Here is an 18,526-nt window from a genome sequence, read left to right as displayed (position 1 = left end):
CTACAAAAAGAAGGAGAATACCCATGAACATGAAACTCCATACTCTCGCGCTGGCTTCCGTTCTGGCCGTCACCGGTTGTGCGACCACCGGAGGCGAGCGGGATTATAGCGAATCCCTCTATCTCAGAGGCCAGTTTGCCTGGTGGGACGCACTGCCCGAGTACAAAGTGAAGAAAGTCGACAGCGGACTGTACCGGACTGAAGTGGAACTGAAAGCGGACGGTCAGCCTTACGAGTTCAAGTTTGGCGATGCCAACTGGAGCAGTGGCACCAACTGCGGCTATCTTTCAGAGGCCGACGACAAGGTGGTTGAACTCGACAAGCCGGTTAACGCCAACTGTTCCGCCGTGTTCGAGAACTTCCGCTTCACGCCGCCGGAGTCGGCGGTCTACGGTTTTTACTTTGACACCACCGGCGAAGTGCCACAGGTTTATATCAAGAAGGCCGAATAACTAAAAAGCCCGGGCATGTGCACCGGGCTTTTCATCGCTCGCGGGGCGCCTTTCGGCGCCCTTTTTTATGGCAGAGAAATCAAGGTCTCTCGACTTCTGCCCGGTTCCTCAGAAACTGCTGGTAGGCGGCGTATTCACGCTGGCCTTCAAGCGACGCCAGGAACTCACGGAGCTGGTTCAGCTCGGTGCTTTCTTCGGCCACCTGACCGTCGGTAACCTCGTCCAAAGCGATCACTGCAGCTGAATTCGGCGTCACAGCCTTGCCGTAACGGGCATCGTCGGCAGGACGGGGCAGAGAGAAAACCTGTTGCATGATGGCAGGCCCAACATCCGAGGCGTTCCTGGCAAGACCCTCATAGCTCGCCCACTCTCCAATACCCTCGGGGGTATTGCCAGCTTCAAGCTCAGCGATAATCGTATCGGCCCTTTCGGAGAGCGCTTCACGGGTCTTGCGTTGCTCAAGCGTGGCACGGATCTGATCACGAACCTCGTCCAGCGGCAACTGCTCGGCCTCGTGGTACTCACGAACCCGCGCGACAACGGAGACGTTGTCACCCACATCAATCAGCTCGGTATTGTAGCCGGCCTCCAGGACATCCTCGGAGAACAGCTGTCGAACCAGGCCGGCATGATCAAATGGAGCCTGGCCACCGTCACGGGTGATGCCCGTGGCCTCTCGCACTTCCAGACCCAGTTCTTCCGCAGGGCCGGCCAGGTCATCGGCTGCATAGGCAGAGTCGGCAAGTTCGGCACGGACTTCCGCAAAACGCTCCCTGGCCTGTTCGCGAGCCAGTTCACGACGGAGTTGCTCTTCCATTTCAGCCAGAGACGGCACCTCGGACTCTCTAACATCTTCCAGACGGATCAGATGGACACCGAAGGACGTACGAACCGGCTCGGAAATCTCCCCTTCCTCAAGGGCAAACAACGCCTCCTCAAAGGCCTCGGCGTAAATACCGCGGCCAGCGTAACCTAGATCGCCGCCGTCCTCCGCAGAGACGGTGTCAATCGAATACTCCCGGGCCAGATCGGCAAAGGATTCACCGGCCGCCAGGCGCTCCTGGATCGTCGCCATGGTTTCGTCTGCTTCACTGCCGTCTTCGATCAGGATGTGCGACGCACGACGCTCCTCGCTCGCCAGATCAGCCGACCGCCGCTCGTAATAGGCCTGAAGCTCCGCATCGTCAATTTCGATGCTCTCAGCGAGGGCACCCTGGGACAAGGTAATATAAGCGGCATCGACCCGCTCCGGCTTCTGGAACGCCCCTGAATTCTCTTCATAGAAGGTTTCGATGTCGGCGTCCGTAACCGAGATGCTATCCGCCACGGAACTGGCGGGAATATCCAGTACCCGGAAGCTGCGGGTCTGATTCTGGATCTGGAGCAGTTGCTCGGCATTCTCATCCGCCACCAGACCACTCTGGACGATGCCTGCACGGATCTGATTTACCACATACTGCTTGCGCATGGCTTCGCGGAACTCACCGACACCCATACCCATGTTGCGCACTGTAGAAACGAAACGGTCACGGTTGAACTGTCCATCCACCTGGAACTGTGGCATCTGGGTGATCAAGGCATCGATATCCGCATCGTTGAGTTCCAGACCCTGGGCATTGGCGTCCTGGATCAGGACCTGCTCCTGGATCAGGGAATCCAGTACATCCGTGCGGATCTGGTCTTCATTGAGCATGGAAGGATCGGGGGTTTCCATTCTGGATAGCCGGCGCTGACTCTCCATCTGCACCACGCGGAGAAACTCCCGCTCGGTAATATCCTCGCCGTTGACCGTTGCCACCTCTGGCTCGCCAGAGAAGCCGCCAACAATGGCGTCCATTCCCCAGATGGATAGCGACACAATCAGAAGACCAATGATGATCTTGGCAATCGTGCCCTGGGCATTTTCCCGAATATCTTGAAGCATGTTTCTCCCGGATCCCTGTTCAAGGTCGTGCAGTGTTATTCGTTTCAGCGCGCTGTTACGGGCGGACCTAACGTAAAAAGGCGCACCCTGATTGGAATGCGCCTTGAATTCTTCTTGGGTGGCTCCCTGTGACAGGAGCCACCGGAGAAAGAACCGTTACTTAACGGCGTCTTTCAGGGCCTTGCCTGCTTTGAACCCAGGCACTTTGGAGGCCGGAATCTTGATCTCGGCACCAGTCTGCGGGTTACGACCAGTACGAGCAGCACGCTCTTTAACGGAGAAGGTACCAAAACCGATCAGAGTTACCTGATCGCCTTTTTTCAGGGCACCGGTGATGGAGTTGGTCATTGCGTCCAGAGCACGGCCAGCGGCGGCTTTGGAGATATCTGCGGACTCTGCAATTGCATCGATAAGTTCGGACTTGTTCACACTAAACCCCTTCGATTTCAGGTTGAAGATGTTATAGGTTGGTTTGTTTTTTCTCGGACGTTCTCGACTATCGCATAAGCGGTCAGAGAATTCCATTCTTCAGTTTTCTTATTCCTTTCGGCTTTATACCGGCATTCGGAATAGGCACTAACTGCGCGGGAGCCCTTGGTATTGGCTGCTTCACGGCGAAACAGTTATACCAATGGGCTCTCAGGCATGTCAACAACTCATCAAGGCTTTAATGTGTATTTATGCGTTCTGACGCGTCACCGTCTTCGTCACGCGGCTTACCAGACCCGGTTTCCGGGGACGAATCCTCGGCCCTGGGCTCGGGTGGATACGCCAGCGCAATATCCAGCACTTCGTCAATCCACTTCACCGGGCGAATCTCCAGCGATTCCTTGATGTTCTCCGGTATCTCTTTGAGATCCCGGACATTTTCATCAGGAATAATCACTGTCTTGATGCCACCCCGATGCGCCGCCAACAGCTTTTCCTTCAGACCGCCGATGGCCAGTACACGACCGCGCAGAGTGATCTCACCGGTCATCGCAACGTCGGCGCGAACCGGAATCTTGGTCAGTGACGAAACCAGTGCCGTGCACATACCGATACCCGCACTCGGACCGTCTTTCGGTGTAGCACCCTCCGGTACGTGGACGTGCAGATCGTGTTTCTCGTGGAAGTCATCCGCGATACCCAGACCGGGCGCGCGACTGCGTACCACCGTCAAGGCTGTCTGGATGGACTCCTGCATCACATCACCCAGGGAACCGGTCTTGACCACCCGGCCCTTGCCAGGCGTAAGCGCGCATTCAATGTGCAGCAGTTCGCCGCCCACCTGGGTCCACGCCAGACCGGTCACCTGACCAATCTCGTTCTTTTCCTCGGCGAGGCCGTACTTGAATTTCTTGACCCCGGAGTAGTCTTCAAGCATGTCCTTCGTGAGAGTCACAGACGCCTTATCGCCACTCTCCACGTGGTCACGCACCACCTTGCGGCAGATTTTCGCGATCTCGCGCTCCAGGCCACGCACACCGGCTTCACGGGTGTAGTAGCGGATCAGGTCGCGAAGGGTATCCTCAGGCAGCTTCAACTCGTCCTTGCGCAGCCCGTTTGCCTTGATCTGCTTGGGCAACAGGTACCGCAGCGCAATGTTGACCTTCTCGTCCTCGGTGTATCCGGGGATACGGATGATTTCCATCCGATCCAGCAGCGCCGGCGGAATGTCCATGGAGTTGGAGGTGCACACGAACATCACATCGGAGAGGTCGTAATCAACTTCCAGATAGTGATCGTTGAACGTGTGATTCTGCTCCGGATCCAGAACCTCAAGCAGCGCTGATGCCGGGTCACCACGGTGATCCATGCCCATCTTGTCGATTTCATCGAACAGAAACAGCGGGTTTTTCACCCCCACCTTGGACAACTTCTGCAGAAGCTTGCCCGGCAGCGCACCGATGTAGGTTTTCCGGTGACCACGGATTTCAGCTTCATCCCGAACGCCGCCCAGGGCCATGCGGGTGTATTTCCGATTGGTAGCGCGGGCGATGGACTGCCCGAGTGAGGTCTTACCGACACCAGGAGGTCCCACCAGGCAAAGCACCGGGCCTTTGACCTTCTTCACACGACTCTGAACCGCCAGGTATTCCAGAATACGCTTCTTGACCTCATCCAGGCCGTAGTGATCTTTATCGAGGATCTCCCGGGCTTTCTCGATGTCGTGACGGACACGGCTCCGCTTTTTCCAGGGAATGGCCAGCATCCAGTCGATATAACCCCGAACGACGGTCGCCTCCGCAGACATCGGCGACATCATCTTGAGCTTGTTCAGTTCAGTTTCGGTTTTCTTGCGGGCCTCCTCCGGAAGACCGGCTTCCTCGAGCTTCTGTTCCAGCTCTTCGAAGTCGTTATTGCCTTCGCCCAGGTTACCCATTTCCTTCTGGATAGCCTTCATTTGCTCGTTCAGATAGTACTCGCGCTGGCTGCGCTCCATCTGCTTCTTGACGCGGCCACGGATGCGTTTCTCGACCTCGATCAGATCGATTTCGCCGTCGAGCTTGCCCAGCAGAAGGTCCACACGCTTGCGGATATCCAGCGCTTCCAGGAGCTCCTGTTTTTCAGGAATACGCATTTCCAGATGCGCGGCCATGGTGTCGGCCAGTCGCTCCAACTCTTCAATACCGGTAAGCGCATTGGAGACTTCAGAGGGTACCTTCTTGGAGAGTTTTACGTACTTTTCAAACTCATCCATCAAAGTCTTTACCAGAACCTCCTGCTCGCGCTCGGGCAAGCCTTCTTCATCCATAAGGACTGCGCCACCGGACAGGAATTCGCCCTCGGTGATGTCGCTGATGGTGGCTCGGGCGTTGCCCTCTACAAGCACTTTGACTGTGCCATCGGGCAGACGGAGCATTTGCAGGACCGTGGCCAGGGTGCCCATCTCGAACACATCCTTCGGGCCGGGTTCATCGGTGGAAGCGTCTTTCTGGGCAACCAGGAGGATTTCCTTGCTTCCTTCCATTGCGGCTTCCAGAGCCTGAATGGATTTTTCTCGGCCCACGAACAGCGGGACCACCATGTGCGGAAACACCACTACGTCACGCAGCGGAAGCAGCGGGTACTCTTGCACAGCATTTTCGGGTATACGGGTCATTGGGAATCCTCTGACGGTATTTCTTTCAGCATATCACCCTTCATTGGGGCGCCCGCAAAAATTGCAATCTTTTTACCAAACGAAACAGGGCAGGAAACTCGGGATACAAAACGCGAAAAGGGGCGTCACCGCCCCTTTTCATTTGAACCACTGAACAACGCTCAGTCTTCAGGCACAGCCTTGGCGTGATCACTGCTCGCGTAGATCTTGAAGGGCTCGGAATCCCCGCTGATTACGCTCTCGTCGATCACCACCTTGGTGACGTCATGCTCCGAGGGAATCTGGTACATGGTATCCAGCAGCGTCGCTTCCATAATGGAACGTAGACCACGGGCACCCGTCTTGCGCTCCATGGCCTTACGGGCAACGGCCCGCAACGCGTCTTCGCGAAAATCGAGCTCGACCCCTTCCATATCAAACAGCTTCTGGTACTGCTTGGTCAGGGAGTTCTTGGGCTCGGTCAGAATCTGCACCAGCGCTTCCTCGTCCAGTTCGTTGAGGGTTGCCACCACAGGCAAACGGCCCACGAACTCTGGAATCAGGCCATATTTCACCAGATCCTCAGTCTCCACGTCCTTGATGACGTCGCCCGTGTTCTTGGCATCATCCTGACTGGCGACAGATGCAGAGAAACCAATACTGTTCTTTTCAGTACGCTCGCGAATCACCTTGTCGAGGCCCGCGAAAGCGCCACCGCAGATAAACAGCATGTTGCCGGTATCAACCTGCAGGAATTCCTGCTGCGGATGTTTGCGACCACCCTGCGGCGGGACCGACGCAACCGTGCCTTCGATCAGCTTCAGAAGTGCCTGCTGAACACCCTCGCCGGAGACATCCCGGGTAATAGACGGGTTGTCTGACTTGCGGGAAATCTTGTCAATCTCATCGATATAGACAATACCGCGCTGGGCCTTGTCGACATCGTAATCGCACTTCTGCAGCAGCTTCTGGATGATGTTCTCGACATCCTCGCCCACGTAACCGGCTTCCGTCAGCGTGGTAGCGTCGGCAATGGTAAAGGGAACATTCAGCATCCGCGCCAGGGTCTCTGCAAGCAGCGTCTTACCACTGCCGGTCGGGCCGATCAGCAGAATGTTACTCTTGCCGAGCTCGACATCACCCTTGCCCTCGCCGTAACGAAGACGTTTGTAGTGGTTATAGACCGCAACAGACAACACAACCTTGGCCCGGTCCTGACCGATGACGTATTCATCAAGGGTATTGCGGATCTCGGCCGGTGTAGGAAGGCGATCGCTCGGCTCTTCCTGCGCGTTCTCCTGGATCTCTTCCCGGATAATGTCGTTGCACAGGTCGACGCACTCGTCGCAGATGAACACCGAGGGCCCTGCAATGAGCTTTCGGACTTCATGCTGGCTCTTTCCACAAAACGAGCAGTAAAGCAACTTGCCGTTATCGTCGCCCCTGCCGTTTCTTTCATCTGCCATTGAAATACCTCTGATCTCGTTTTGCCGGCGTCACTGCCTGATACGCCGGCCAAGTATGATGCGATTACTTCCAGTATTATTTATTCGGTACGCGCTTATCAAGTATTGAATCAATCAGCCCATACTCTTTTGCCTGGCCCGGATCCATAAAGTTGTCACGGTCGGTATCCTTGGCGATCGTCTCCAGATCCTGCCCGGTATGGTGGGCCAGGATGGAGTTCAGGGTATGCCGGATCTTCAGGATTTCCCGGGTGTGAATCTCGATGTCCGTTGCCTGCCCCTGGTAACCACCCAGCGGCTGATGAATCATCACGCGGGAGTTGGGCAAACAGGCCCGCTTTCCGGCCGCACCGCCGGCGAGCAGGAATGCACCCATGCTCGCAGCCTGACCTACACACAGGGTCGCGACGTCCGGCTTGATGAACTGCATGGTGTCGTAGATGGACATACCCGCAGTGACCGAACCGCCCGGGCTGTTGATATAAAGATGAATGTCCTTGTCCGGGTTCTCAGACTCGAGGAACAGGAGCTGGGCCACGATCAGGTTCGCCATGTGGTCCTCTACCGGGCCCACCATGAAGATTACCCGCTCCTTGAGCAAGCGGGAATAAATGTCGAACGACCGCTCGCCGCGAGCTGTCTGCTCGATAACAATCGGCACCAGTCCTGAATTGGTAACCATTGCGGGACCATCGATTGATTTCTGCGTCATGATGCGCCTGAACTCCTTATGGACAATGGGTCGTGGACTCGCTCCACGGCAGTTTCAAAAGTATTGCACCTTATACTTTGCCAGCAGCGGCCCCAGATGAAAACAGCCGGACATGCCGGCTGTTCTCTGGGTCGGCCATCGGGACCGGCTTTTGACCGATCCCGGGCAAAATCAGCGCTGGGGCTGACCGGCCTGAACGGCCTCTTCGTACTTGACCTTCTTCTCTTTGACCTTCGCCTGCTCCAGCACATGGTCAACAACTGCATCCTCCAGAACAGAAGACTCGATCTGGCTCTTCTGCTCCGGGTTGCTGTTGAAGTGAGCAACAACCTCTTCAGGCTGTTCATACGTAGACGCGATTTCCTGGATCTTTTCGTCTACTTTTGCCGGATCGGCCTTAAGGTCGTTCTTCTTGACCACTTCCTGGAACAGCAGGCCGGTCTTCACGCGACGCTCCGCCTGCTCCTGGAAAATTTCCTTCGGCAGCTGCTGGAAATCAACCTGGCCGCCAAAGCGCTGAACGGCATCCTGACGCAGGCGATCGATTTCCTGGTCAACCAGAGCAGACGGAATATCCAGCTCGGTGGTTTCCAGCAGTCCGTCAACAACGTCGTTCTTGACCTTGTTAGAAACCGCCTGCTTGAGCTCACGCTCCATGTTCTTTTTGACTTCTTCGCGGAAGGTCGCTTCGTCTTCAGCATCGATACCGAACTTCTTGAAGAATTCGGTGTCTAGTTCGGGCAACTGCGGCTCTTCGACCTTGTGAATCTTGATCTCGAACTTGGCCGGCTTACCTGCCAGCTCTTCGTTGTGGTAATCCTCCGGGAAGGTCACCTCGATTTCCATGTCTTCGCCGGCCTTTCCACCAACGATGGCTTTCTCAAAGCCCGGAATCATCTGGCCGGAGCCCAGAGTCAGGCGATGGCCTTCAGCGGCGCCGCCTTCAAACTCTTCACCATCGATGAAACCCTTGAAGTCAATGGTCAGCACGTCCTTGTTCTTGGACTTGCGCTTGACTTCTTTCATGGTGGCCTGCTGACGACGCAGGTTGTCGATCATGTTGTCGACGTCTTTGTCGGTAATCTCGGAAGTGAGCTTCTCAACAGAAATCTTGCTCAGATCGCCCAGTTCGATTTCCGGCAGCACTTCGAAGATGGCAACGAATTCCAGATCCTTGCCCTCTTCCATCGTCTTGGGCTCGAACTTTGGCCAGCCCGCCGGGTTGATATCCTGCTCCTGCAGTGCCTTGATGTAGTTGTCGCGCATAACCTCGCCAACGATTTCCTGGCGGACGCTGTCACCGAAACGACGCTTGACGACGCTCATGGGCACCTTGCCCGGGCGGAAACCGTTCAGGCGCACGGTACGCGCGGTTTCCTGCAGGCGTTTCTGGACCGCCTGGTCGATTTCCTGGGCGGGCACACCAATCGTCATGCGACGCTCGATGTTGGAGGTCGTTTCAACAGACACTTGCATGGAAGATCCTCAAATTACAGGTTCGGTATGTGAATGAAATTAAACCCAAAAGTCCGATTTCGGGGCAATGCCCGAGAAAGGACCGAAAATTAAAAGCCGGTAGTTTATCATGCTTTGCACCGCCGAGAGAATCACCCCGCAGCGCAGTTTGGTATCCCTTGCACACACGGCCTACGAATCCAATGGGAAGAGGTATGGGGACGAAAAGGCAAAAAGAAAGGGGTGGTGCGCGAGGAGAGACTCGAACTCTCACGGGTTGCCCCACTGGAACCTAAATCCAGCGCGTCTACCAGTTCCGCCACTCGCGCACAACAGAATGAAGAATGCCCGATGGCCAGACTGCCATCAACCTATTCAACAAACGCGGAATCAACTCTGAAAGAAAAGTGGGGTGGACGAAGGGGTTCGAACCCTCGACCGCAGGAGTCACAATCCTGAGCTCTACCAACTGAGCTACGTCCACCACATCGGGACATGCCTTTTACTTTTCAACTTTGCTGGTTACGGTCGCTCCGGCGCGGACCAAGCCGACGACTTGATGGCGCGCCCGGCAGGACTCGAACCTGCGACCATCCGCTTAGAAGGCGGATGCTCTATCCAGCTGAGCTACGGGCGCTTGACCGTTCGCCCACCTGAACATTCAGAAAATGGTCGGGGTAGAGAGATTCGAACTCCCGACATCCTGCTCCCAAAGCAGGCGCGCTACCAGACTGCGCTATACCCCGTTTGAACTGAACAACAAGTGCCTCAGCAAAGTTGGCGCGCATATTACCGGCGCCGGAGGGTTCCGTCAACACGGATTTCCAAATTCCCTGAAACAACAGCCTCTTCAGTGACAAAGTGCGGTGCCGAAAGTTCCTCCGCGCCCGGTCAGGCGCCCGTTCAATTGGAGTTCGCCTGGAAGCATGAGACAATGCCCCACCTCCAATTTACCGATGCCCAACCGACAAGACGAGACATGACCGCCAAACTGATCAACGGAAAAGAGATTGCCGCCGAAGTAAGACAGCAAGTCGCCGCAGGGGTGGAAGCACGAACCCAGCAAGGCCTGAGAGCCCCCGGGCTGGCCGTGGTACTGGTCGGCAACGATCCCGCATCCCATGTATACGTAGGCAACAAACGCAAGGCGTGCGACCAGGCCGGAATTCTCTCCCTCTCATACGATCTGCCGGAAGACACTTCCCAGGAAGCACTCGAGGCGCTGATTGATGAGCTGAATGAAAACCCGACCGTAGATGGAATCCTGGTACAGCTTCCATTGCCTGCTCATCTGGATGCAGACCCGATTCTGGTCAAGATCCGCCCGGACAAAGACGTCGACGGCTTTCACCCGTATAACATCGGCCGCCTGATGCAGCGCAAGCCCACCCTGCGCCCATGCACACCGGCTGGCATTATCACCCTGCTCGACAGCATTGATACGCCTTACAAGGGCCAGCATGCCGTGATTGTCGGCGCTTCCAATATTGTCGGTCGCCCCATGAGCATGGAGCTGCTATTGAAAGGTGCCACGACAACGGTTTGTCACCGCTTCACACCAGATCTTGAGAAGTTTGTCCGGGAAGCCGACATCCTGGTCGCTGCAGTCGGCAAGCCCGGCCTGATCAAGGGCGACTGGGTAAAGCCGGGAGCAACTGTGATTGATGTGGGCATCAACCGGATGGAAGACGGAAAGCTGCATGGCGATGTAGATTTCGCAGCGGCTTCAGAGCGCGCCGCCTACATCACACCGGTTCCCGGTGGCGTCGGGCCGATGACCATTGCCACCCTGCTGCAGAATACACTGTATGCCGCGGATGTTCTGCACAAGGACTGAGCCGAGGTGTTGGATTACGGCTCCGCCTAATCCAGCAAGCCACAAAAAACCCCGCCGAGGCGGGGTTTTTTTTATGCTTAGCGCTTACTGTCCGTACTTGGCTTTCGCCTTCAGACGGTAGGCGTGCAGCAGCGGCTCGGTGTAGCCGTTGGGCTGCTCGCGGCCCTTGAGAACCAGATCCAGCGCTGCCTGGAAGGCGACACTATCATCAAAGTTCCCGGCCATTGGGCGGTAGGCCGAATCACCGGCGTTCTGCTTGTCGACCACCGCAGCCATGCGCTTCATGGTTTCCATGATCTGCTCTTCGGAGCAGATACCATGATGCAGCCAGTTGGCCAGCAACTGGGAAGCGATACGCAGCGTGGCGCGGTCTTCCATCAGGCCCACATCATTGATGTCAGGTACCTTGGAGCAGCCAACGCCCTGATCGATCCAGCGAACAACGTAACCGAGGATACCCTGGGCATTGTTGTCCAGTTCCTGCTGGATATCTTCAGCACTCAGAGAGGCCGGATCATCCATTACAGGCACTGTCAGAATGTCCTCCAGTGCTGCACGAGTGCGGCTTTCCAGCTGCTTCTGGACATCAGCCACGTTCACCTGGTGGTAGTGAGTTGCATGCAGCGTGGCCGCCGTGGGAGACGGAACCCAGGCTGTGTTCGCGCCGGCCTTCGGATGGCCGATTTTTGCTTCCAGCATGCCGGCCATCAGGTCAGGCATGGCCCACATGCCCTTACCAATCTGGGCAACACCACGGAAACCGGTTTCCAGGCCAATGTCCACGTTCCACTGCTCGTAGGCGTTGATCCAGGTTGCCTGCTTCATCGGGCCCTTGCGGATAAACGGACCCAATTCCATGGAGGTATGGATCTCGTCACCGGTGCGGTCCAGGAAGCCGGTATTAATGAATACGGCGCGCTCTTTGGCGGCATGGATACAGGCTTTCAGGTTAACCGTGGTACGACGCTCCTCGTCCATAATGCCAACCTTCAGGGTGAAGCGCGGCAGACCAAGCGCATCTTCAACACGGCCGAAGAATTCGTTGGTGAACGCCACCTCTTCCGGTCCGTGCATCTTCGGCTTCACGATGTACATGGAGCCTTTGGTGCTGTTCTGGAACTTGCCGTTGCCCTTCATGTCGTGAATGGCGATCAGCGAAGTGATCAGACCGTCCATCAGGCCTTCCGGCACTTCGTTGCCGTCCTTCAGCAGGATGGCGGGGTTGGTCATCAGGTGGCCGACGTTACGGATAAACATCAGGCTTCGGCCTTTCAGGCTCAGCTCACTGCCGTCGGCTGCCGTGTAGGTGCGGTCAGCGTTCATCTTGCGGGTCAGCTGCTCGCCACCTTTTTCAAAGGTTTCCTGCAGATCACCCTTCATCAGGCCAAGCCAGTTGCGGTAAGCCAGTGCCTTGTCGTCAGCGTCTACGGCCGCTACCGAATCTTCGCAGTCCATGATGGTGGTCAGAGCAGACTCCATCAGCACGTCTTTGACGTTAGCGCCGTCGTCTTTGCCAATCGGGTGGCTGGCGTCGATCTGGATTTCGAAGTGCATGCCGTTCTTGACCAGCAGCACGCCCGTGGGCGCGTCGGCAGCACCGGTGTAGCCAACAAAGCCGGCTTCGTCTTTCAGACCGGTGGTCTCACCGTTCTGCAGCTTGACGACCAGCTTGCCACCTTCAACCAGATACTTGGCAGCATCTTTATGGCTGCCAGAGGCAAGAGGCGCGGAGCTGTCGAGCAAGTTACGGGCCCATTCGATAACTTTGGCCCCGCGAACCGGGTTGTAACCACGGCCTTTGTCGGCGCCGCCTTCTTCGGAGATCGCATCGGTACCGTAAAGGGCATCGTACAGGCTACCCCAGCGCGCGTTCGCCGCGTTGAGCGCAAACCGGGCGTTCATGATCGGAACCACCAGCTGCGGGCCGGCCATGGTGGCCACTTCCGGATCCACATTGGAGGTGGAGATCTTGAATTCGGAAGGCTCGTCAACGAGATAGCCGATGTCTTTCAGGAAGGACTTGTACTCGGCCATGTCCAGCTTCTACCCTTGTGATCACGGTTCCAGCTGTCCATTTTTTCCTGGATCGCATCACGCTTGGCCAGCAGCTCGCGGTTGCGTGGCGCCAGCTCGTTCACGATCTTGTCGAATTCTGCCCAGAATTTATCGGCATCGACCCCTGTGCCCGGGATCGCTTCATTGTTCACGAAATCATACAGATTCTTTGCGACCTGAATGCCGCCGATTTGTACGCGTTCTGTCATCGTTGTCTGCCTCAGTGGGTTACGTTTCCCGACTCCCCCTTCATCTTGAGGGGGCATTCTAATTTGAGCGCCGCATTGTAAGGGAAAATCCTTACAAGATCATGCCTGCACGCGCAAAACTGGTCTGACCAACCAGCATCTCCCGGAAATTCAGGCTTTACGCCAGCTCGTCCCCTCTCGGGAATCGTCCAGAATAATACCCTTCTCGAGTAGCTCGTCGCGGATCCGGTCGGCCTCGGCAAAATTCTTCGCCTTTCGGGCATCGGCCCGGGCCTGGATCATCGCTTCAATGTCTTCGGCGCTGAGCTCACCACCGGTGTCCGCCTGGAAAAACGCCTCGGGGTCCTGTTGCAACAGCCCCAGGACACCGCCGAGCCTCACCAGAATCGCCGCAGTACGTTTGGCATCCTCTTCGCGACCATCGCGACGATGCTGGTTGATTTCGTTGGCAACCGCGTGGAGGACAGCAATGGCGCCCGCAGTATTGAAGTCATCGTCCATCGCCTCGGCAAACCGCTCATCATGCTCGGATTCCGGCACATCGGCGGCCTTGGCGGGCACGATGCCTCTAAGGGCATGATACAGCCGAGTGAGCGTGCGGCCGGCCTCGGCCAGATTTTCCTCGGAGTAGTCCACCTGGCTGCGGTAATGGCTGGACACCAGGAAGTAACGGACCACTTCCGCCGGGTACTTCTCCATGATCTCGCGGATGGTGAAGAAGTTGCCCAAAGACTTGGACATCTTTTCCTTGTTCACCCGGATGGCGCCCGCGTGCATCCAGGTGTTCACAAAGGTGTGGCCAGTGGCACACTCGGATTGGGCAATCTCGTTCTCGTGGTGCGGGAACAACAGGTCCGGCCCGCCGCCGTGAATGTCAAACGTATCCCCCAGGCAGCATGTGGACATCGCCGAGCACTCAATGTGCCAGCCGGGACGACCATCGCCCCAGGGCGAGGGCCAGCTGACCTCCCCTGCCTTGGCCGCTTTCCACAACGCAAAATCCGCCGGACTGCGTTTGGCTTCCTGCACGTCAACTCGCGCGCCCGCCAGCAGATCCTCCAGTTTTTTCTTGCTGAGCTTGCCGTATTCCTCGAAGGAATCAACGGCAAAATAGACATCACCGTTATCCGCCGCATAGGCGTGGCCACTGGCAATCAGCTTATGGATCATCGCGATGATTTCGTCAATGTACGCAGTCGCCCGGGGCTCTTCGTCCGGAGACAGCACACCAAGACGAGCTTCATCTTCGTGCATCGCCCTGATCATCCGGTCGGTAAGCTCGTTATAGGGCTCACCGTTCTCATCCGCACGGCGCAAGATCTTGTCGTCAATATCGGTGATGTTGCGAACGTAGTTTACGTCGTAGCCGCGATGGCGCAGGTAACGGGTAATCACGTCAAAGGCCACCAGCACCCGTGCATGGCCCAGGTGGCAGTAGTCGTAGACGGTCATACCGCAGACATACATCCGCACCTTGCCCGGCTCAATCGGCCGGAACTCTTCCTTTTGCTGGGTCAGCGTGTTGTAGATGCGGATCACTTGCCCCCCTTACCCCAGGAATCCCTGAGCGTAACCGTGCGGTTGAACACCGGCCGACCGGCAGACTCGGTATGGGCCTGATCGCAGAAGAAATAGCCTTCCCGCTCGAACTGGTAGGGAAGATCTGTGCGGGGCGCGGCAAGACTCTTCTCTACCCGGGCACCCTTCAGGACCACCAGTGATTCCGGGTTCAGGTGATCCATCAAATCACCTTCCTTGTCACTGTCCGGGGACTCATGGTTGAACAGGCGGTCGTACAGATTAATGTCCGCCTCCACGCTATCGGTGGCAGACACCCAATGAATCACGCCATTGGGTTTGTAGCCTTCGGGATTGACACCCAAGGTGTTGGGATCGTACTCGCATTTCAGCTCCACGATCTCACCGTTGTCATCACGAACCACTTCGCGGCAGGTCATCACGTAACCGCCCCGCAGACGCACCGCCTGATCCGGCGCCAGCCGCTTCCATTTGCGCGGCGGCTCCATTTCAAAATCTTCCCGATCGATAAAAAGCGTCTGGGTCCAGGGCACTTCCCGCTCGCCCATATCGGGGTCCTGCGGATGAACCGGCAGGATCAGGGTTTCACTCTTGTCGGCCGGGTAATTGGTCAGTGTGACTTTCAGCGGGCGCATGACACACATGGCTCTCGGTGCGCGAGTGTTCAGATCTTCGCGAATAGCGTGCTCCAGCATGCCCACATCCACGGTACCGCCAGCCTTATTCACGCCAATCATGTCGCAGAAGGTGCGGATGGACTCCGGCGTATAACCGCGCCGGCGCATGCCCGAAATGGTTGGCATCCGGGGATCGTTCCAGCCATCAACCACGCCCTCATCCACCAGTCGCTTGAGCTTGCGCTTCGAGGTGATGGTGTAATTCAGGTTCAGACGGGCAAACTCGATCTGGCGTGGGTGACAGGGGCCGGAGATGTTATCCAGAACCCAGTCATACAGCGGCCGGTGATCCTCGAATTCCAGGGTGCACAGGGAATGGGTAATCCCCTCCATGGCGTCTGAAATCGGATGCGTGAAGTCATACATCGGGTAGATGCACCATTTGTTACCGGTCTGATGGTGCTCTGCGTAACGGATACGATAAAGAATCGGATCCCGCATGTTGATGTTCGGCGAGGCCATATCGATCTTGGCCCGCAGCACCAGCTCACCGTTCTGGTACTTGCCATCCCGCATGTCGCGGAACATCTGCAGACTCTCTTCCACCGGGCGGTCCCGGTAGGGGCTGTTTCTGCCAGGCTCTTTCAGGCTTCCGCGGTACTCAGCCATTTCGTCGGCTGTCAGGGCGCACACATAGGCCTTGTCCCGGGTAATCAGTTCCTCGGCAAATTCATAGAGAGCATCAAAGTAATCCGAGGCATAACGGACGTCCCCGGCCCACTCGTAGCCAAGCCACTCCACATCCTGTTTGATGGCGTCGATGTATTCCTGGTTTTCCTTTTCCGGGTTGGTGTCGTCAAACCGCAGGTTGCAGTCGCCGGAAAAGGTCTCGGCGATGCCAAAATTCAGGCAGATCGATTTGGCATGACCAATATGCAGGTAACCGTTGGGCTCCGGCGGGAATCGGGTGACCACCTTGCCGGTATGCTCTCCGCTGGCGATGGCGTCTTCGATCAGGCTCTGGATAAAGTTGTGGGCTTTCTTCGACTCGGCGCTCATACAATCTCTGTTAAAAGGGGAGTGAATCTTAAACCGCGTATTATACTCACAAATCCTTGCCGGACTCATGCATAGCAGGAAACTCTTGAGTACAATGGGCCCTGTAACGTACCTAACCTTTCTGAACAGGAAAACCTGATGATTCTGCTGACAACCAACTACGGTGACATCAAGCTGGAACTGGACTATGACAAGGCACCGGAAACCGCCAAGAATTTTGAACAGTACGTTCGCGACGGTTTTTACGATGGCCTCATTTTTCACCGTGTGATCAGCAATTTCATGATTCAGGGCGGAGGCTTCGAGCCCGGCATGACGCCGCGCAAAACCCGCGATTCCATCCAGAACGAAGCCGATAACGGCCTGAGCAACATGCAGGGCACCATCGCCATGGCACGCACCATGGACCCGCATTCCGCTACCGCCCAGTTCTTTATCAACGTTGAGAATAACGGCTTCCTCGACCACACCGCCAAGAACGCGGAAGGCTGGGGCTACTGCGTGTTCGGCAAGGTTGTCGAGGGCATGGACACGGTCAACGCAATCCGTGCGGTCCGCACCACCATGCGAGCGGGCCACCAGGACGTGCCTGCCGATGACGTGGTTATCGAAAAGGCTGAGGTTCTGGAGGACGCGTGACCACGCTGTTTATTTCAGACCTTCACCTTGAGGAATCCCGCCCGGATATTACTGAGGCATTTCTGGGGTTTCTCGACGGGACAGCCAGCGGCGTTGATCAGCTCTATATCCTCGGTGATTTCTTCGAGGCCTGGATCGGCGATGACGAACGCACGCCGCTCCAGGAACAGATTGCTGCTGCCCTGCGCAAACTGAGGGATAGCGGCACCGACATCTTCCTGATGCACGGCAATCGGGATTTTCTGATTGGTGAGGATTTCTGCAAGCGGGCCGGCGCAACCCTTCTGGACGACCCCACGGTAATCGATCTGCACGGCACCCCTACCCTCCTCATGCATGGCGACAGCCTGTGCACGGCCGATGTGGAGTACCAGAAGTTCCGGGCCAACATGCGCAACCCTCAGTGGCAACAGATGATACTCCAGCGTCCTCTTGAGGACCGCCAGCAGATGGCCCGCCAGCTGCGGGAAATCAGCATGGCGAAAAATCAGGGCAAGGAAGAGTTCATCATGGACGTAACGCCGGAGGAAGTGGTCAAGGACATGGAAGCCCACGGTGTCCAGCGCATGATTCATGGCCACACCCACCGCCCCGCCGTGCATGAGCTCATTGCCAACGGCTTGCCGGCAAAACGGATTGTCCTGGGCGACTGGGACAAGAACGTCTGGTGGCTCGAGGCGGAACCTGGCAAAGAGCCCGAGCTGAAGAAACAACCGTTATAAAAAAACCGGGCAAATGCCCGGTTTTTTTAGCCTTGGCTTCAGTGCGCCAGTATCTGCTGGAGAAACTTCTGGGTCCGAGCTTCCTGCGGGTTTGTAAAAAACTCGTGCGGTGGTGCTTCCTCCACAATCTCACCACCATCCATGAAGATGACTCTATCGGCCACGGTTTTGGCAAAGCCCATCTCATGGGTTACACAAAGCATCGTCATGCCGCTGCCGGCGAGCTCAATCATTACATCGAGCACTTCCTTGATCATCTCGGGATCCAGCGCCGACGTTGGCTCATCGAACAGCATGATTTTCGGCTTCATGCACAGCGCCCGGGCGATCGCAACCCGCTGTTGCTGGCCACCGGACAACTGTCCGGGATATTTGAGAGCCTGGTCGGGGATCTTTACCCTCTCCAGATACTCCATGGCCGTCGCTTCCGCCTCTTTGCGAGGAATCTTGCGGACCCAGATTGGCGACAGGCAACAGTTCTCCAACACGGTCAGGTGCGGGAACAGGTTGAAATGCTGGAATACCATGCCGACTTCCCGGCGAACCGTATCGATCTGGCGCACATCATCCGTCAGCTCAACGTCGTCGACGATGATTTTGCCTTGTTGATGCTCTTCCAGCCGGTTAATGCAGCGAATGAACGTCGATTTACCGGAGCCGGACGGCCCGCAGATAACAATTCGTTCGCCCTGGGCCACTGTCAGGTTCAGGTCCTTCAGTACGTGAAAATCCCCGTACCACTTGTGCATCCCTTCCACGCGGATGATATCGGGTTT

The 18,526-nt window shown here is 56.6% G+C and carries 13 protein-coding genes, 4 tRNA genes and 1 pseudogene; 4 read left to right on the top strand and 14 right to left on the bottom strand.

Going from position 1 to position 18,526, the window contains the following annotated elements; genetic code table 11:
* The first annotated feature begins 23 nt into the window (after positions 1–23).
* Entirely contained in the window at positions 24–452 is a 429-nt protein-coding gene (locus ABNF92_RS18405) for a hypothetical protein (RefSeq protein ID WP_349342949.1), read from the top strand.
* Between the two features lie 79 nt (positions 453–531).
* On the opposite strand, the gene ABNF92_RS18400 is transcribed toward ABNF92_RS18405, so the two are convergent.
* The 10 genes from ABNF92_RS18400 to ABNF92_RS18355 all read right to left on the bottom strand — a co-directional run bounded on the left by ABNF92_RS18400 (position 532) and on the right by ABNF92_RS18355 (position 9,819).
* Positions 532–2,376 carry a SurA N-terminal domain-containing protein gene (locus ABNF92_RS18400; protein WP_305967344.1) on the bottom strand — a complete coding sequence of 615 codons (1,845 nt, stop codon included), beginning with the start codon at positions 2,374–2,376 and terminating at the stop codon, positions 532–534.
* 156 nt (positions 2,377–2,532) lie between these two features.
* On the bottom strand, positions 2,533–2,805 hold the full coding sequence (locus tag ABNF92_RS18395) for an HU family DNA-binding protein (protein WP_008174603.1): 273 nt from the start codon (positions 2,803–2,805) through the stop codon (positions 2,533–2,535).
* Between the two features lie 238 nt (positions 2,806–3,043).
* Complete coding sequence (gene lon / locus ABNF92_RS18390; protein WP_349342948.1) at positions 3,044–5,461, bottom strand: endopeptidase La; 2,418 nt, start codon at positions 5,459–5,461, stop codon at positions 3,044–3,046.
* Between the two features lie 161 nt (positions 5,462–5,622).
* Entirely contained in the window at positions 5,623–6,906 is a 1,284-nt protein-coding gene (clpX, locus tag ABNF92_RS18385) for an ATP-dependent Clp protease ATP-binding subunit ClpX (RefSeq protein WP_008174598.1), read from the bottom strand.
* A 76-nt stretch (positions 6,907–6,982) separates the two neighbouring features.
* Positions 6,983–7,618 (bottom strand): ATP-dependent Clp endopeptidase proteolytic subunit ClpP, encoded by a 636-nt coding sequence (gene clpP, locus ABNF92_RS18380; RefSeq protein WP_349342947.1) that lies wholly within the window; start codon positions 7,616–7,618, stop codon positions 6,983–6,985.
* 171 nt (positions 7,619–7,789) lie between these two features.
* A complete protein-coding gene (tig, locus tag ABNF92_RS18375) occupies positions 7,790–9,094 on the bottom strand; it encodes a trigger factor (RefSeq protein ID WP_209396949.1) in 1,305 nt (434 codons plus the stop codon).
* Between the two features lie 223 nt (positions 9,095–9,317).
* Positions 9,318–9,402: transfer RNA gene (locus tag ABNF92_RS18370), tRNA-Leu, on the bottom strand.
* Between the two features lie 79 nt (positions 9,403–9,481).
* Positions 9,482–9,557, bottom strand: a tRNA-His gene (locus ABNF92_RS18365).
* A 76-nt stretch (positions 9,558–9,633) separates the two neighbouring features.
* A tRNA-Arg gene (locus ABNF92_RS18360) sits at positions 9,634–9,710 on the bottom strand.
* A gap of 32 nt (positions 9,711–9,742) precedes the next feature.
* Positions 9,743–9,819, bottom strand: a tRNA-Pro gene (locus tag ABNF92_RS18355).
* Positions 9,820–10,052: 233 nt separating this feature from the next.
* Between ABNF92_RS18355 and folD the strand changes: the two genes are divergently transcribed.
* Positions 10,053–10,910 (top strand): bifunctional methylenetetrahydrofolate dehydrogenase/methenyltetrahydrofolate cyclohydrolase FolD, encoded by an 858-nt coding sequence (gene folD, locus ABNF92_RS18350; RefSeq protein ID WP_069183299.1) that lies wholly within the window; start codon positions 10,053–10,055, stop codon positions 10,908–10,910.
* An 84-nt stretch (positions 10,911–10,994) separates the two neighbouring features.
* Here the strand turns inward: folD and ABNF92_RS18345 are convergent.
* The 3 genes and pseudogenes from ABNF92_RS18345 to ABNF92_RS18335 all read right to left on the bottom strand — a co-directional run bounded on the left by ABNF92_RS18345 (position 10,995) and on the right by ABNF92_RS18335 (position 16,389).
* Positions 10,995–13,174: pseudogene (locus ABNF92_RS18345) on the bottom strand (malate synthase G).
* Between the two features lie 150 nt (positions 13,175–13,324).
* Positions 13,325–14,713 carry a cysteine--tRNA ligase gene (gene cysS / locus ABNF92_RS18340; protein ID WP_349342946.1) on the bottom strand — a complete coding sequence of 463 codons (1,389 nt, stop codon included), beginning with the start codon at positions 14,711–14,713 and terminating at the stop codon, positions 13,325–13,327.
* Positions 14,710–16,389, bottom strand: coding sequence for a glutamine--tRNA ligase/YqeY domain fusion protein (locus ABNF92_RS18335; protein WP_349342945.1), 1,680 nt, complete (start codon positions 16,387–16,389; stop codon positions 14,710–14,712). The genes cysS and ABNF92_RS18335 overlap by 4 nt, the downstream gene beginning before the upstream one ends.
* A gap of 138 nt (positions 16,390–16,527) precedes the next feature.
* On the opposite strand from ABNF92_RS18335, the gene ABNF92_RS18330 reads away from it, so the two are divergent.
* Positions 16,528–17,028: a peptidylprolyl isomerase gene (locus ABNF92_RS18330; protein WP_069183295.1), complete on the top strand. Its 501-nt coding sequence runs from the start codon at positions 16,528–16,530 to the stop codon at positions 17,026–17,028.
* Positions 17,025–17,750 (top strand): UDP-2,3-diacylglucosamine diphosphatase, encoded by a 726-nt coding sequence (locus ABNF92_RS18325; protein ID WP_136631966.1) that lies wholly within the window; start codon positions 17,025–17,027, stop codon positions 17,748–17,750. Before ABNF92_RS18330 ends, ABNF92_RS18325 begins: the two co-directional genes overlap by 4 nt.
* Before the next feature lie 38 nt (positions 17,751–17,788).
* Here the strand turns inward: ABNF92_RS18325 and ABNF92_RS18320 are convergent, their stop codons facing one another.
* Positions 17,789–18,499, bottom strand: coding sequence for an amino acid ABC transporter ATP-binding protein (locus ABNF92_RS18320; RefSeq protein ID WP_227514516.1), 711 nt, complete (start codon positions 18,497–18,499; stop codon positions 17,789–17,791).
* Positions 18,500–18,526: the final 27 nt, after the last annotated feature.

The organism is Marinobacter sp. MMG032 (genome assembly GCF_040112695.1).
Lineage (GTDB): Bacteria > Pseudomonadota > Gammaproteobacteria > Pseudomonadales > Oleiphilaceae > Marinobacter > Marinobacter salsuginis.
The sequence above is the reverse complement of the archived record's forward strand: the minus strand, read 5'-3'. Positions and strand labels throughout refer to the sequence as shown.